This is a genomic window from Acinetobacter sp. AG3 (assembly GCF_022343575.1).
GTDB classification, from domain to species: Bacteria; Pseudomonadota; Gammaproteobacteria; order Pseudomonadales; family Moraxellaceae; genus Acinetobacter; species Acinetobacter guillouiae.
Window position 1 is genome coordinate 430,165 of sequence record NZ_JAKQZD010000001.1, and the last position, 14,532, is coordinate 444,696.

13 protein-coding genes are annotated in these 14,532 nt (G+C 40.9%); 10 read left to right on the plus strand and 3 right to left on the minus strand.

Annotated features, from left to right (window positions below):
* Window positions 1-46: 46 nt before the first annotated feature.
* The 8 genes from dxs to L3V46_RS01980 all read left to right on the plus strand — a co-directional run bounded on the left by dxs (window position 47) and on the right by L3V46_RS01980 (window position 9,147).
* Entirely contained in the window at window positions 47-1,951 is a 1,905-nt protein-coding gene (gene dxs, locus L3V46_RS01945) for a 1-deoxy-D-xylulose-5-phosphate synthase (RefSeq protein ID WP_239044807.1), read from the plus strand.
* Window positions 1,952-2,081: 130 nt separating this feature from the next.
* On the plus strand, window positions 2,082-2,912 hold the full coding sequence (locus tag L3V46_RS01950; RefSeq protein ID WP_239044808.1) for an inositol monophosphatase family protein: 831 nt from the start codon (window positions 2,082-2,084) through the stop codon (window positions 2,910-2,912).
* Between the two features lie 657 nt (window positions 2,913-3,569).
* Window positions 3,570-5,507, plus strand: coding sequence for a DEAD/DEAH box helicase (locus L3V46_RS01955; protein ID WP_096735225.1), 1,938 nt, complete (start codon window positions 3,570-3,572; stop codon window positions 5,505-5,507).
* A gap of 411 nt (window positions 5,508-5,918) precedes the next feature.
* On the plus strand, window positions 5,919-6,737 hold the full coding sequence (locus L3V46_RS01960) for an ABC transporter ATP-binding protein (RefSeq protein WP_004725631.1): 819 nt from the start codon (window positions 5,919-5,921) through the stop codon (window positions 6,735-6,737).
* On the plus strand, window positions 6,734-7,513 hold the full coding sequence (gene mlaE, locus L3V46_RS01965; RefSeq protein WP_239044809.1) for a lipid asymmetry maintenance ABC transporter permease subunit MlaE: 780 nt from the start codon (window positions 6,734-6,736) through the stop codon (window positions 7,511-7,513). Before L3V46_RS01960 ends, mlaE begins: the two co-directional genes overlap by 4 nt.
* Window positions 7,513-8,190, plus strand: a complete 678-nt coding sequence (locus L3V46_RS01970) for an outer membrane lipid asymmetry maintenance protein MlaD (protein WP_004816841.1) — start codon at window positions 7,513-7,515, stop codon at window positions 8,188-8,190. The genes mlaE and L3V46_RS01970 overlap by 1 nt, the downstream gene beginning before the upstream one ends.
* A 21-nt stretch (window positions 8,191-8,211) precedes the next feature.
* The gene (locus L3V46_RS01975) at window positions 8,212-8,832 is read left to right on the plus strand and encodes an ABC transporter substrate-binding protein (protein ID WP_004816842.1); all 621 of its coding nucleotides are present in this window, start codon (window positions 8,212-8,214) and stop codon (window positions 8,830-8,832) included.
* 27 nt (window positions 8,833-8,859) lie between these two features.
* Window positions 8,860-9,147 carry a toluene tolerance protein gene (locus L3V46_RS01980; protein ID WP_034614405.1) on the plus strand — a complete coding sequence of 96 codons (288 nt, stop codon included), beginning with the start codon at window positions 8,860-8,862 and terminating at the stop codon, window positions 9,145-9,147.
* Between the two features lie 115 nt (window positions 9,148-9,262).
* Here L3V46_RS01980 and L3V46_RS01985 read toward each other — a convergent pair whose 3' ends face one another.
* The gene (locus L3V46_RS01985; protein WP_004816845.1) at window positions 9,263-10,276 is read right to left on the minus strand and encodes a magnesium and cobalt transport protein CorA; all 1,014 of its coding nucleotides are present in this window, start codon (window positions 10,274-10,276) and stop codon (window positions 9,263-9,265) included.
* Between the two features lie 158 nt (window positions 10,277-10,434).
* On the opposite strand from L3V46_RS01985, the gene L3V46_RS01990 reads away from it, so the two are divergent.
* Complete coding sequence (locus L3V46_RS01990; RefSeq protein WP_004816846.1) at window positions 10,435-11,052, plus strand: TIGR00730 family Rossman fold protein; 618 nt, start codon at window positions 10,435-10,437, stop codon at window positions 11,050-11,052.
* A gap of 77 nt (window positions 11,053-11,129) precedes the next feature.
* Window positions 11,130-11,528 carry an NUDIX domain-containing protein gene (locus L3V46_RS01995; RefSeq protein ID WP_209827906.1) on the plus strand — a complete coding sequence of 133 codons (399 nt, stop codon included), beginning with the start codon at window positions 11,130-11,132 and terminating at the stop codon, window positions 11,526-11,528.
* A 52-nt stretch (window positions 11,529-11,580) separates the two neighbouring features.
* Here the strand turns inward: L3V46_RS01995 and L3V46_RS02000 are convergent, their stop codons facing one another.
* Together L3V46_RS02000 and recG are read right to left on the minus strand one after the other, a co-directional pair.
* Complete coding sequence (locus L3V46_RS02000; RefSeq protein WP_239044810.1) at window positions 11,581-12,210, minus strand: phosphoribosyltransferase family protein; 630 nt, start codon at window positions 12,208-12,210, stop codon at window positions 11,581-11,583.
* Between the two features lie 220 nt (window positions 12,211-12,430).
* Window positions 12,431-14,476 (minus strand): ATP-dependent DNA helicase RecG, encoded by a 2,046-nt coding sequence (gene recG, locus L3V46_RS02005; RefSeq protein ID WP_209827912.1) that lies wholly within the window; start codon window positions 14,474-14,476, stop codon window positions 12,431-12,433.
* Between the last annotated feature and the right edge of the window lie 56 nt (window positions 14,477-14,532).

A 14,532-nucleotide genomic window follows, 5' to 3' on the forward strand; every position in this document is an offset into this window, starting at 1 on the left:
CGTTTACCTAGCTAGATTTGCCAGGCTTTAGAAGGCTTTGCCACATATGTTGTATACCGAAATACCTAGTCATCGTCCTGTTACGCCTTTGTTGAATGAAATTAATCATCCTCAACAATTACGTCAGTTTGAGCAAAGCCAATTGCCGCAGGTCGCAGACGAATTGCGTCAATTTATTTTGTATGCTGCTGGACAAAGTGGCGGGCATTTTGGTGCAAACCTTGGCGTTATAGAATTAACAGTTGCCTTACACTATTGTTTTGAAACTCCACGGGATCGTTTAGTTTGGGATGTGGGCCATCAGGCGTATCCACATAAAGTCCTTACAGGACGCCGTGAGCAATTGATGACCATCCGTTCTAAAGATGGATTGGCGGCTTTTCCAGCGCGTGATGAATCTGAATTTGATACCTTTGGTGTAGGACATTCATCGACTGCAATTTCTGCTGGCTTGGGTATGGCCTTGGCACGTCGTTATCAAAAAGACCCTTGTGAAGTTGTTGCTATCGTTGGTGATGGTGCGATGACTGCTGGAATGGCATTTGAAGCCATGAATGATGCAGTGGCGCATAATGCTGATTTGATGGTGGTACTCAATGACAATGATATGTCGATTTCATGTAGCACGGGTGGTTTTGCTAAGCATTTAGCTGCAATTTGGGAACAAGGGCAATTCATCAATATTGATGAAGAAGGGCAAGCTTTTGTACAGGATTGCCCTGAATGGAACTACAACTCTCGTTTACATCAATCTGCGACTGATGCTGCGGATAATCTATTTAAAGCCATTGGTTTTGATTATTTTGGCCCATTTGATGGCCATGATGTGGAGCAACTGGTACAAGTCTTTAATGCGCTGAAAAAGCGTAAAGGGCCACGCCTGATCCATGTCTATACCGTGAAAGGTAAGGGTTTTGCACCTGCTGAAGCGGATCAAATTAAATATCATGCGATTGGCAAAATTAATGCTTCAGCAACTAAAAATGTAGCGCCAAAATATTCAGATGTATTTGGGCAATGGCTTTGTGATGAAGCTGCACAAGACGACAGATTACTCGCAATTACGCCTGCCATGTGTGAAGGCTCAGGCATGGTGCAGTTTGCTAAACAATTTCCAGAGCGTTACTTTGATGTTGCCATTGCAGAACAGCATGCCGTGACATTAGCTGCGGGTATGGCGTGTGAAGGATTGAAGCCAGTTGTGGCGATTTATTCAACCTTCCTACAACGCGGTTATGACCAGCTGATTCATGATGTTGCTTTACAAAATCTTGATGTGACCTTTGGTATTGATCGTGCAGGCTTAGTCGGCGAAGACGGCCCTACGCATGCTGGTGCGTATGACTATGCTTATATGCGTACCGTACCCAATATGGTGATCATGGCGCCAAAAGATGAAAACGAATGTCGTCAAATGCTGCATACAGCATATCTATACAAAGGCCCAACTGCAGTACGTTATCCACGCGGTAACGGTTTAGGTGTAGAAATTCAACAACAGTTGATTGAGCTGGAAATTGGTAAAGCTGAAGTATTGTTAGAACTCAATACTGAACACGAAGAAGGTATCACGATTTTGGCCTTTGGTAGTCGTGTTCAACCTGCGCTTGAATCAGCAAAACAGCTGGCACCAAAGTTGGATATTGCAATTCGTGTGATCAATATGCGTTTTGTGAAACCATTGGATGAACAAATTATTCGTGATTTGGCAGACAAAACTCACTTATTTGTAACTGTTGAAGAACATGCGGTGATGGCGGGTGCGGGTAGTGCGGTCAATGAGTTCTTGGCACAGGAGCAAATTGTGAAGCCAATTTTAAACCTAGGTTTACCTGATGAATTCCTCGCACAAGCAAGCCATTCTGAAATGCTCCAAGACTGTGGTTTAGATGTAAAAGGTATTCAAAACTCAATTGAACAGGCTTGGTTAAAGCTGGTACAACACGTTTAAGCTCATGTAAAAGTTAAAGTTGTAAAATTTTAGCAACAAAATTTCCCAAAAAGCGCCGATATTTGCTAAAATGTCGGCGCTTTTATGCATTATTCTTTATCAGTATCTTCAAATTTGTAGTGGGTGTTCAATGGAACCTATGGTGGTGATGGCTGCGCGTGCGGCTCAGTTAGTTGGTCAAGAGCTTTTAAAAGCGCATCAAAATCGTCATAAACTCGATCTACAAGTCGAAGAAAAAGGTATTGATGGTCCAGTGACTCGTGTAGATCGTTATATCGAGCAGTTGACTATTGATACGCTTCGTAAAAGTTATAAAAATCACAGCTTCCTTGGTGAAGAGTTTGGACTACAAGAAGGTAAAGGTCACGATGCCGATTGGTGTTGGGTGATTGATCCTCTTGATGGTACTTTAAACTTTATCAATGCTTTCCCACATTTCTGTGTATCTATTGCAGTTCAACATAAAGGTGTAACTCAACACGGTGTTATTTATGACCCTGTGAAAGATGAGCTATTCTCTGCAAGCCGTGGTCGTGGCGCAATGTTGAATCAACGTCGTATTCGTGTGAATGTTAAAGACAGTCTTGAAAATACCTTTATGGGTGTAGGCCATGCTTACCGCGCTAAACGTAATGGTGAGATTGTTTCTTATGCAAAAAACCATTTTGAATCATTATTAAATGTAACTGAAGCTGGCGCACAATATCGTCGTGCGGGTTCTGCTGCATTGGACTTGGCTTATGTTGCAGCTGGTCGTTTAGATGGTTATTTTGAACTCGGTTTAAAACCTTGGGATATCGCAGCAGGCGAGCTTATGGTGAAAGAAGCGGGTGGTACTGTCGTTGATGCTCGTGGTGGTTCAGATTCTATGGAAAATGGTCAAGTGATTGCGTGTTCTATGAAAATGTTAAAACCATTGATGCAAGTTGTTGTTCCTGCTTGGGGTGAAGCTGCGAAGTAATTTATACTTGTGTAGATTGAGTTTTAAAAAGCCTTCATCGTTATGAGGGCTTTTTTATGCGTTGCGATTTAATGCGATACTAGCAATACTGAATATCGTCGTTTGAACATTGGTGATTGTAAGACCTAGCGAATAGTACTGATATAAAAATAATACAACTTATTGGGGAAGTTAAGAGCACATATCATTGGCAATCCAATACGATTATTCTAAGCGAGTTTACCGTTGAGTGTTTAGGGGGGAGCTGTAGCAGATATTCTTGAGGATGAAAGTTTAGCTGTAGATCAAGTTTTTTATTTAATTCCTGAAGATAATGAATGACTTAATACAATACAGGAAAAAACAATAAAACTTCGTGACATTATTATAAATTCTGCTATACTCTGCGCACGCACTAAATTTCGTTCATTACCTGAACATTTCTCTTCTATATTGTGTATGCGCGTCCGGTCCAAAGAGAGGACAATATTTCGCGCCCCACCCAATCGCTTAAGCGATTCCTTCAGGTTGCGGCTGTTATCAAATGTGCGTTATACGCATCGTCGTTCTCGGATCGCCGCTGATTCTATATTTTCAGCGATTATTGCTGTGCCGCTTTTTGCCGATGTCCATCAGACCATATATTAATGGAGCACCCACATTAGGGTGAATATCTCTATGAGCAAAACTTTTGCTGAATTTTCATTAGACGAGTCGCTACAGAAAGCACTCGAGAGTCTTGGTTTTACTACGCCGACTCCTGTTCAAGAACTATCTATTCCAGCGGCTTTAGAAGGAAAAGACCTTCTAGTATCAAGCCAAACTGGTTCTGGTAAAACTGCTGCATTCTTACTCCCTACGTTAAACGCTTTAGCTGGTCAAGATACTTTTGTACCATTTAAAGATCGTATGAAAGCAGTAACTCAACCAAATATCTTGGTGATTTCACCTACTCGTGAACTTGCACAACAAGTATGTCAAGATGCGATTGCATTTGTACGCCATATGAAAGGTGTACGTGTTGCAGCAATCATGGGTGGTATGCCTTTTGGTAAGCAAATCCAACAATTAAAAGGTGCACAAGTTGTTGTTGCGACTCCAGGTCGTTTACTTGATCTTGTAAACCGTCGTCAAATTAAACTTGATTTAGTTGATGCTTTAATCGTCGATGAAGCTGACCGTATGCTTGACTTAGGTTTCTCTGAAGACCTAGAAGCTATCAGCGATTTAGCTTTAAATCGTAAACAAACATTAATGTTCTCTGCAACATTTGCACCACGTATCATTAATCTTGCTGAACGCATGATGAACGAACCTGAACGTATTGCAATTGAAACAGGTCATTCAACAAATACTGATATTACCCAAACTTTACATTGGACTGATGGCTTTGAGCATAAGAAAAAATTGCTTACCCATTGGTTAAATGAAGAAGACGTAGATCAAGCAGTTGTATTTGCTTCAACTCAAGAAGATACAGATATGCTTGCTGAAGAGCTTGCAGAAGCTGGTCTTTCAGTTGTTGCGCTTCATGGTGCTATGCCACAAACTGTACGTAACCGTCGTTTACGCAGTATCCGTGAAGGTCGTGCAAAAATTCTTGTTGCTACAGACGTAGCTGCTCGTGGTCTTGACGTACCAACAATCTCTCACGTAATTAACTTCGGTCTTCCAATGAAGAATGAAGATTATGTGCATCGTATTGGTCGTACAGGTCGTGCGGGTCGTACTGGTAAAGCAATCACTTTAGCAACTTACCGTGAACGCGGTAAAATCCGTGCTTTAGAGGATTATTTAGAAGCGCGTTTAAGTGTTTCTGAAATCGAAGGTTTAGAGCCATCTCCACCTCCAGCTCGCGGTAGTCGTGATGGTGGCGGTCGTGGTCGTAGTAACGGTGGCGGTCGTCGTGAAGGCGGTCGTGGCGGTTTCGGCGGTGGTCGTCGTTTTGAAGGTGAATCAAACTTCAAACGTCGTGAAGGCGGTGATGATCGTCCACGCCGTAGCTTCGATGACAAACCACGTGGTGATCGTCCATCTTATGGTGATGACCGTCCTAAGCGTGATTTTGGTGATCGTCCACCACGCCGTGAAGGTGGTTTTGGTGATCGTCCACAACGTTCATTCGGTGGCGAAGATCGTCCTAAGCGTGATTTTGGTGATCGTCCACCACGTCGTGAAGGTGGCTTCGGTGACCGTCCACAACGTTCATTCGGTGGTGAAGATCGTCCTAAGCGTGATTTCAACTCTGATCGTCCACGTCGTGAAGGCGGTTTTAACGATAAACCTCGTTTTAACTCGAATGATGACAACCGTGGTAACAGCGTAGATTACAAACCACGTCGTGAAGGCAGTTTTGCAGATCGTCCTAAGCGTGATTTTGGTGATCGTCCACCACGTCGTGAAGGTGGTTTCGGTGACCGTCCACAACGTTCTTTCGGTGATGATCGTCCTAAGCGTACATTCGGTGGCGAAGACCGTCCTAAGCGTGAATTTAATTCAGATCGTCCTAAACGTGCGTTTGGCGGTGATGATCGTCCTAAGCGTGAATTTGGTGGTGAAGATCGTCCAAAACGTGAATTCAATGCAGACCGTCCGCGTCGCAAATTCAACGATTAATTAGATATTTTTAATAAAAAACCAGCCTTCAGGCTGGTTTTTTATTGCAAGTTGAAAAGTATTTGGTAGAATAAAGTGTGACATAGTTCAATTTATTTAATAAAACAGTTAGACTTAACTTATGAAAAATTGAATCTAATAAAGTTGATGATTTCTTTGAGGTAATTATGTTATATATGTTCTCACTTTTATTGATCTCAAATGTTGGGTACTTTTTTTATAGCCTGCTTTTTAGATAATCTATTTGCTCATTAAATAAAATTTAAAAGTAAAAAACTAAAAAATAGCCCAACAAACATTGTTTATAAAGATGAATATTCTTTATGATTTTTTATTATCTTTTAATTACAAAACATATAGATATTTAAGAGTATAGTATGTGGGCTGATAAATGCAGGAAAAAGTTCAGCTATGAATAAACACAGTCATTCCGAAGCTGAAGCTTTAATTGAAGTCAAAAATTTAAGTTTTAACCGAGGTGAACGCGTTATCTACGATAATGTGAGTTTGCAGATTCGTCGTGGGCAAATTACCGCAATCATGGGACCATCTGGAACAGGTAAAACAACCTTGTTACGGCTCATTGGTGGTCAGCTTAGCCCAGATGCTGGTGAAGTACGACTTGATGGGAAAAACATTGCTTCGATGTCACGTAATGAGCTTTTTGCTGCACGTGCGCGTATGGGGATGTTATTTCAGAGTGGTGCGTTATTTACCGACATGACCGTCTATGAAAATGTTGCTTTTCCAATTCGCGCACATACAAAATTACCAGAAAATTTAATTGCTGAGTTGGTGGCACTAAAATTAGAGTCGGTTGGTTTGCGTGGTGCTGAAAAGTTGATGCCCGCAGAACTTTCTGGCGGGATGAATCGACGCGTGGCGCTTGCTCGTGCGATTGCGCTTGACCCAGACTTGATTATGTATGACGAACCTTTTGCTGGGCAAGATCCGATCGTGATGGGGGTTTTGACTCGATTAATTCGATCATTACGTGACGCTTTAGATCTAACAACAATTATTGTTTCACATGATGTTGATGAAACATTATCAATTGCTGACTATATTTATGTTGTGGCTGAAGGTAAGGTGCAAGGCGAGGGGACACCTGAGCAATTGCAACAACACGCTTCTCCATTTGTACAGCAATTCTTAACAGGTTCGGTTGAAGGTCCTGTTGATTATCAATTTAGTCATCAAGCCTATTTAAGTAATGAGGTTAGTTCATGAATGCTATTGCCTTATTGGGTAGACGCGTTCTAGAACGTGTTCAGGGCATTGGTGTTGCAATGCTCATGTTGTTGCGCATTTTATTCTCTTTGCCAACAATACTTGGTGTAAAACTTTTCATTTATCAGATGTATCGAGTAGGCGTACTGTCTTTATTGATCATTGCTGTATCTGGGCTGTTCATCGGTGCAGTACTCGGTTTGCAGATGTATAACATCTTGGTCACTTTTGGTAGTGAAGCCATGTTGGGCGCAGCTGTGGCTTTAACCTTGTTGCGTGAACTTGCGCCTGTTGTGGCTGCCTTGCTTTTTGCTGGTCGTGCTGGCTCTGCTTTGACTGCTGAAATTGGCCTAATGAAGGCAACTGAACAATTATCCAGTATGGAAATGATTGGTGTTGATCCGTTAAAGCGTGTGATTTCTCCACGTTTATGGGCTGGTATTGTCAGTTTGCCGATGCTGTCTCTGATCTTTGCTGCGATTGGTATTATGGGTGGCAAAATGGTCGGTGTAGATTTTCTCGGCGCAGATGAAGGCTCGTACTGGAGTGGTATTCTGAGTAGCACTCAGTTTATGAAAGATGTGTTTAACGGGACCATCATTAAAAGTTTAGTATTTGCTTTAATTTGTACTTGGATTGCGGTGTATCAAGGTTATGCTTGTGAACCAACATCTGAAGGTATCGCAACATCTACGACACGTACTGTTGTGTATTCATCGTTATGTGTTTTAGGTTTTGATTTCGTGTTGACTGCGGTCATGTTCGGAGGTGTTTAATGAAATCACGTGCTAGTGAGCTGACCGTCGGTATTTTTGTCATCATTTTTGGTCTTGCTCTATTCTTTTTAGCCATGAAAGTGAGTGGTTTGGTCGGTACAAACTTAAAAGACAGTTATGAAATGACTGCAACATTCGACAATGTGAATGGTTTAAAACCGCGTGCCAAAGTGACCATGAGCGGTGTTAAAATTGGACAAGTTGATGCAATTACACTTGATCCTGTGACACGTCATGCAACGGTTAAATTCGATTTGGATGGTTCATTGACCACCTTCAATGCAGAACAGTTGAAGAAAGTAAAAGAAAATGCGCTAGGTGATTTACACTACAGTGCTGATTATCAGGCTGCGACACCTGAGAAACAAAAAGAAATGGAAACGCAACTGTTAGGTAACATGAAATCCATCACAAATATTGATGAAGATGCTTACATAATGGTCGCAACCAATGGTCTTTTAGGCGAAAAATATTTGAAAATCGTACCAGGTGGCGGCATTAACTACATTAAACGTGGTGAAAGCATTGAAAACACCCAAGGTACGATGGATCTAGAAGATTTGATTACCAAATTTATTACGGGTGGTGCAGGAAAATCATCAACTGGCACATCGGAAGCTAAAGATGCATCTGCATCCACTGAAACAACTGATGCTCAAACTTCATTTGTTGAATAGGCATTAGAGGAGTTATTGAAAATGAACATGCTGTTAAAACAAACTTTTACTGCAACTATTTTGGCAACTATGGTGGCGACTGCAGCTCAAGCTGCTCCAGCAGAAGCACCACCAGTATTTGTTAAACGTGTTGCTGATGGCCTGATTTCGCGCTTAAAAGCAGATCAAGGTAAATTGCAAAACCCTGCTACTGTTAAAGCGATTGTTCGCCAAAACCTTGATCCTTATGTCGATGGTCAAGCGTTTACACGTATTGTGATGGGAACTTATGCAAATAGCAGTACCCCTGCTCAACGTGCGCAATTTGAACAAAACTTCCGTAATACGTTGATTGAGAATTATGGTAGCGCATTTGCGAAGTATTCAAATCAATCGTATTCAATGCGTCCGTATAAGGCAACCAACAGCAAGTTTCCTGTCGTTACTTTAGACTTCAATAACAATGGTGAAAAGATCCCTGTATCTTTCCAGTTGTCTGATGCAGGTAGCCAATGGAAAGTGCGTAATTTGAATGTGTCTGGTATCGATCTAGGTTTGCAATTCCGTAACCAATTTGCTGCGAACGTGCAACGTAACGGCGGTAATATTGACAAAGCAATTGCAACATTCAAGCCTGATGCAGACGCTGCTGTTAAGAAGTAAGCTCATAACATAGATAGGTGCAAGCGAGTGATTGAATTTAAAAATCAGGAATTATATGTTAGCGGTAAAATTGCTTACGAGAATGCTGAAAGCTATTATTTAAATGGTTTGAGAGTGATTCAAAATGAGAAAAATTTTCCAATAACTGTGAATCTATCACAGCTTGAACATGGCAGTACCCTTGCTTTATCTGTGTTTGTGCAGTGGTTACGTCAAACACCAAATCTTCAGGGGCTGCAGTTTAAGGCAGTGCCTGAAAAGATGATGAAAATTATTCAAGCTTGCCATTTGCAAGATGACTTGAAATTAATTTAGCATATGCAATATTGATGTAAAAAAGCACCTAAAGGTGCTTTTTTATTGACTCATTTTTCTTTCTGCATTGAGCAGTGCTAAATCTCAACTCAATCCAATAAGGGGAATGGAGTATTTAAATCCATTTCTTCCATCTAAAGTAAGCCAAAGGCCCCACAAAGAAAGCAATTAAGATGCTAATCACCACATAAAAGCTCCAGTGGCCATGGGCAAAAGGCAGAATCTCAGTGTTCATCCCATAAATACTGGCAATCAACATCGGTGGCGCAAGCATACTGGGTAAGATGGAGAAGCGACGAATGGTATCGTTCTGTTCAGTGTTAATAAATCCAGAGGTGGTATCAAGCAAGAATCGTACTTTTTGGAACAAGAACGCATCATGTTCTACAAGGGAGCGTACATCCTCACTCAACTCTCGAATATCAGCATCATAGATATGGCTCCCCAATGCGCGAGGACGAGACAAAAAGGTCAAAACACGACGTAAGTCAATCAGACAGAGTTGCGCTTTTCCAAGCATATCTTCCTTTTGTGCTAGACGAGTAATCATGTCATCTAAGTCTAAAATCATTTCACGATGACGCACGTTGAGGACTTCTGTGGAATATAACTCTAAGTCTTTGTGGATATCTTCCAAGATATCCGCAAGCTCATCCAGTTTTGCTTCTAATAAACCTAAAAGAATCCATGTCGGATCTTTGTATTCAATTTCATAGTCATTACGGCGTGCGCGTGCGCGAAAGGCACGAAAGGCAACCAGCTTTTCACCACGCAAGGTAAATAAGCGGTCTTTATGCAAAATGAACGCAACCGTCTGCACATTGGCAAGCATGTTTGAAGTATCTTCGGGATCGCCTTCAACTTGGTAATTTTTATTTTTTGTTAAAAAATAAGTACTGATATGTAGAATCCCATCATCATCACGGTAGAATCGTGCAGAGGATGAAATGTCTTCTAAAGATTTAAGAGTTGGTAAATTTTGCTGATAAGCATCTAAAACCCATTCTTGTTCTTCTTGTGAAGGTGCAATGAGGTCAACCCATACCAATTCAGGATGTAGGTCGAATCCACCATTAATTGTTGCATCTTCTAAGCTACCGCGCTCAGTGGCGTAAAAGGCTTCAAGCATTATGTCTTTTCTCCCTTGCGCAGTGTGGTGTCAATTTGATGTGTGTATTTTAGACAAGGATTTTAGGAAAAACACTCATTACATTGCTGTTTTGTAAAAAAAATCTTGATTGGCCGTCTGCATTTTTAGCATGACAAAATTAAAGTTAGGTTAAATTTATGAATTCTATTGCTATTTTTTGTGGTTCATCGTTAGGTACGGATCAAATTTTTGCTGATGTAGCAGAGCTGACTGGTGAAACAATCGCCAAGCAAGGGAAAACTTTGGTCTATGGTGGTGGTCGTTCAGGCTTAATGGGCATTGTTGCTGACAGTGCTTTGGCAGCAGGAGGCAAAGTGATTGGTGTGATCCCTCAGGGTTTGGTCGATCGTGAATTGGCCCATCCAGATTTGACTGAGCTGTATATTGTTAAAAATATGCATGAACGTAAAACAAAAATGTCTGAACTTTCCGATGGCTTTATTGCATTGCCTGGTGGTGCAGGAACCATTGAAGAGATTTTTGAGCAATGGACGTGGGCACAATTGGGAATTCATTTAAAACCTTGTGCATTTTTAAATGTTGAAGGTTTTTATGATGATTTATTGAAATTTATTCAACTCACGACAGACAAAGGTTTTTCTAAAGCGCGTTTTACAGATCAGTTGATTGATTCTGCTTCGATCGAAGAAATTCTAACCCAGTTTAGTCACTATCAAGCACCAGAACCAAAATGGGGTGTAAAAGAGCGCGAAGAATTGGTTAAATTAGATCAAGCAGATCGCACATTTGGTTAAAAACTAAAACACAATATATTGTTTTTAAATTTATTGCTGTCACAATATATTGTGTTTTTATTCTATTTTTAAATCTTATGAATGTAATTACTGTCGCGGCAGCTGTGATTTTGAATGATAAAAATCAATTGCTTTTGGTGAGAAAGCAAAATACACAATTTTTTATGCAGGTTGGTGGAAAGCTAGAACCCAATGAACCACCTGAGCAGACCATGTTGCGTGAGATTTTAGAAGAAATTAGTGTTCAAGCCGAGATTACTCAGTTTATTGGGCGTTTTGAAACAAAAGCGGCCAATGAAGCAGACTTTCAATTGGTGAGTTATCTCTATCTAGTCGACCTAGAACAAACACCAAAAATCAATGCAGAAATTGCTGAAATGAAATGGATTGATTTGGATGATGCGCAAACGCTTTTAGCGCCATTGACCAAAGAGATCGTGATCCCATGGTGTAAAGCAAATTTAATCCATTCATAATTTTTGCTATGTTTGCTTCACAATGTATGTATCGCTGAGCGATGATGAAAATTTATTGAGCTGCGGCAATGCAGACGCTATAAATCTGCTGGCAGCCCAAGTTTTCTAAAGCATGGGTTAAAGCATGAATTGAACTGCCTGTGGTCACGACATCATCAATAATCAGTACTTTTTTATATTTTCTTTTTTCTGTTTTGATCATTTTAAATTGATATTCAATATTTTCTAAGCGCTCAATTCTACTTAAACCTTTTTGTGAATGTTGTGCTTCTCGAATCACGGGTTGCCATACTGGGATATTTAATTGCCTTGCCATGATTTTGGCGATAATCAGCATTTGATTGTAGCCACGTTCTTTTAAACGAGCAGTAGAAATTGGCATAGGAACAATGGCTTGAATTTTAGGTAGGCTTAAATTCAATAAACTTTGTGCCAATAGTGTCTGATATTGCAGTTGTTGTTCATATTTATAGACTTGGATGATGCGATCAATTGGGAAGTCGTAACGGTAAGCACAAACAATCTGGTGTTGATGCCGTTCTATATGCTGCTTATACCAAGGAAGTTCGTTCCAACATGTGTTACAAAGAGAATGCTGTTGTTGTCGATCTATTCCACAAAGCAGGCAAGGGGAAAGGCTTTGTACGCTTTTATGGAGAAGTTGATTGATAAATTGGAGCATGCTCTGTTCTATTTTTTATTTGGGATTAATTTCGCATAGTGTGCTGAATAGATCAATAGCAGATTTTTATTAAGCTTTATATCGCTTAATCTTCATATCACCATGTTATGACAACCTCCATGTCATCATTTGTGGTTATAGATTTTGATAAGCATCGTTAAACTGAATGAATCAAATATCTAAGCTATGATGTTTATGCATGGATATTTTAAATACATGTTTAGACATAGGCATATCTCGGTGCTTCTGGTAGCCAGCGTTTTAATAAAGCTTCAGCATTTTCTGGATCATCTTTTAGTACTTGACTGGCAACATAATGTGCTTGATTAAGTAAATGATCATCTCGTTCTAGCTTGGCGACACGGAAACCCAAATCTCCTGTTTGCTTTGTGCCCAGTAATTCACCCGGTCCTCGAATTTCTAAGTCTTTTTCTGCAATGATAAAACCGTCATTGGTTTCACGCATGATGCGTAAACGTTCTTGGCCATTTTGTGATAAAGGATGTTTATAGAGTAGGGCGCAGAAACTTGCGGTTGCACCACGACCGACCCGACCACGTAATTGATGCAACTGAGACAGACCTAAGCGTTCAGCATTTTCAATCACCATAATGGAAGCGTTTGGAACATCGACCCCGACTTCAATCACTGTCGTTGCAATCAGCAGTTGCAATTCATTGTCTTTGAATTGTTGCATGACCCGTTGCTTCTCATCGGCTTTCATTTTTCCATGGACTAAGCCAATATTAATCTGTGGAAAGCGATCTTTAATCTCTTGATAGGTGGCTTCTGCGGCTTGAGCATCGAGAGTTTCAGATTGTTCGACCAGAGTACAGACCCAATAGGCCTGTTTACCCTCAGCACAGTTGGTGGTGATACGATTCAACACTTCTTCGCGTCTATCAAGTGGAATCGTGACTGTTTGAATGGGAGTACGCCCAGGAGGCAATTCATCAATCACTGAAGTATCTAGGTCACCATATGCAGACATTGCCAGTGTACGAGGGATTGGTGTTGCCGTCATGACCAGTTGGTGTGGCGTGGTGTTATCCACGCCTTTATTACGTAAAGCTAGCCGTTGATCTACCCCGAAACGATGTTGTTCATCAATAATCACGAGACCAAGTTTGGAAAATTCAACATTGTCCTGAAATAAAGCATGGGTACCCACCACAATATTGGCAGTTCCATCTTTAATGGTTTGTTCAGCCGCAGCGCGTGCTTTGCCTTTTTGTTTGCCTGAAAGCCATGACACATTTAAACCGAGTGGCTCGAACCATTTCTTAAAATTGATATAGTGCTGTTCAGCTAAAATTTCAGTCGGTGCCATCAGCGCCACTTGCCAACCTTCTTCCAAAATATGACAAGCCGCAACACCTGCAACCAATGTTTTACCTGCACCTACATCACCCTGAACCAGTCGCAACATAGGTTTGTTTTGTTTTAAATCTTTGGCAATTTCGTTTGATACACGTTTTTGTGCATTGGTCATTTCAAAAGGTAAGCTTGCCAATAAGGCTTTTGCAAATTTTTTACTGGTTGAAAATGCTGGCGCTGCAATTTGTTGAATATAAGCACGTCGGGTTAATAGGCTGATTTGATGTGCAACCAATTCTTCAAAAATTAAACGTTGTTGAGCAGGGTGAGAACCTTGTGAAAGTTGCAGCATATTGGCATTTACAGGAGGGTGATGAATATACTCCAATGCCTGTTTAAGCGCATAACCATTGGTGAATTTTTCAGGTAATAACTCAGGTAAAGCATCAGCGTGCTGGTTTAAAGCTTGCTTAACATATTCGCGTAATTTGGGTTGAGTTAAGCCTTCGGTGGCAGGGTAAATTGCTGTTAGTTGGGTTTTAGGGAGCGCTGTATGTTCGGTAATTAACTGGATCTCAGGATGATAAAGCTCCAGACCACGAGCCCCAACACGGACTTCTCCAAAAATTCTTAAACGATTACCTGCTTTAGCACGATCTGTGAGGGCTTTATAGATATGATAGAAGCGTAAAGTAACTTTGCCAAAATCATCTTGCAATAAAATCGCCATCGACTTGCGTTTACCGGGTGGCATATCGATTGATCTGACCACGCCTTCCATGAGATAACTACGACCGACTTGTAATTGGTTCATGGGAATGATCGTGCTACGATCTTCATAATCACGTGGCAAATGAAACAGCAAATCATCTGTGGTGAAAATATTTAGTTTTTCAAGTAAAGCAGCGGCGGCATTGCCAACCCCTTGCAATTGATGGACGGCAGCCATGTCCCCTCAACTTAAGTTTGATTGATTTTGAAAATCGGTTTCGAAGAATAGGTCGT

Excerpts from the sequence above, each read along its gene's own strand:
- dxs (WP_239044807.1), top strand. The coding sequence starts at position 47 with ATGTTGTATACCGAAATACCTAGTCATCGTCCTGTTACGCCTTTGTTG.
- L3V46_RS01950 (WP_239044808.1), top strand. The coding sequence starts at position 2,082 with ATGGAACCTATGGTGGTGATGGCTGCGCGTGCGGCTCAGTTAGTTGGT.
- L3V46_RS01955 (WP_096735225.1), top strand. The coding sequence starts at position 3,570 with ATGAGCAAAACTTTTGCTGAATTTTCATTAGACGAGTCGCTACAGAAA.
- L3V46_RS01960 (WP_004725631.1), top strand. The coding sequence starts at position 5,919 with ATGAATAAACACAGTCATTCCGAAGCTGAAGCTTTAATTGAAGTCAAA.
- mlaE (WP_239044809.1), top strand. The coding sequence starts at position 6,734 with ATGAATGCTATTGCCTTATTGGGTAGACGCGTTCTAGAACGTGTTCAG.
- L3V46_RS01970 (WP_004816841.1), top strand. The coding sequence starts at position 7,513 with ATGAAATCACGTGCTAGTGAGCTGACCGTCGGTATTTTTGTCATCATT.
- L3V46_RS01975 (WP_004816842.1), top strand. The coding sequence starts at position 8,212 with ATGAACATGCTGTTAAAACAAACTTTTACTGCAACTATTTTGGCAACT.
- L3V46_RS01985 (WP_004816845.1), bottom strand. The coding sequence starts at position 10,276 with ATGCTTGAAGCCTTTTACGCCACTGAGCGCGGTAGCTTAGAAGATGCA.
- L3V46_RS01990 (WP_004816846.1), top strand. The coding sequence starts at position 10,435 with ATGAATTCTATTGCTATTTTTTGTGGTTCATCGTTAGGTACGGATCAA.
- L3V46_RS01995 (WP_209827906.1), top strand. The coding sequence starts at position 11,130 with ATGAATGTAATTACTGTCGCGGCAGCTGTGATTTTGAATGATAAAAAT.
- L3V46_RS02000 (WP_239044810.1), bottom strand. The coding sequence starts at position 12,210 with ATGCTCCAATTTATCAATCAACTTCTCCATAAAAGCGTACAAAGCCTT.
- recG (WP_209827912.1), bottom strand. The coding sequence starts at position 14,476 with ATGGCTGCCGTCCATCAATTGCAAGGGGTTGGCAATGCCGCCGCTGCT.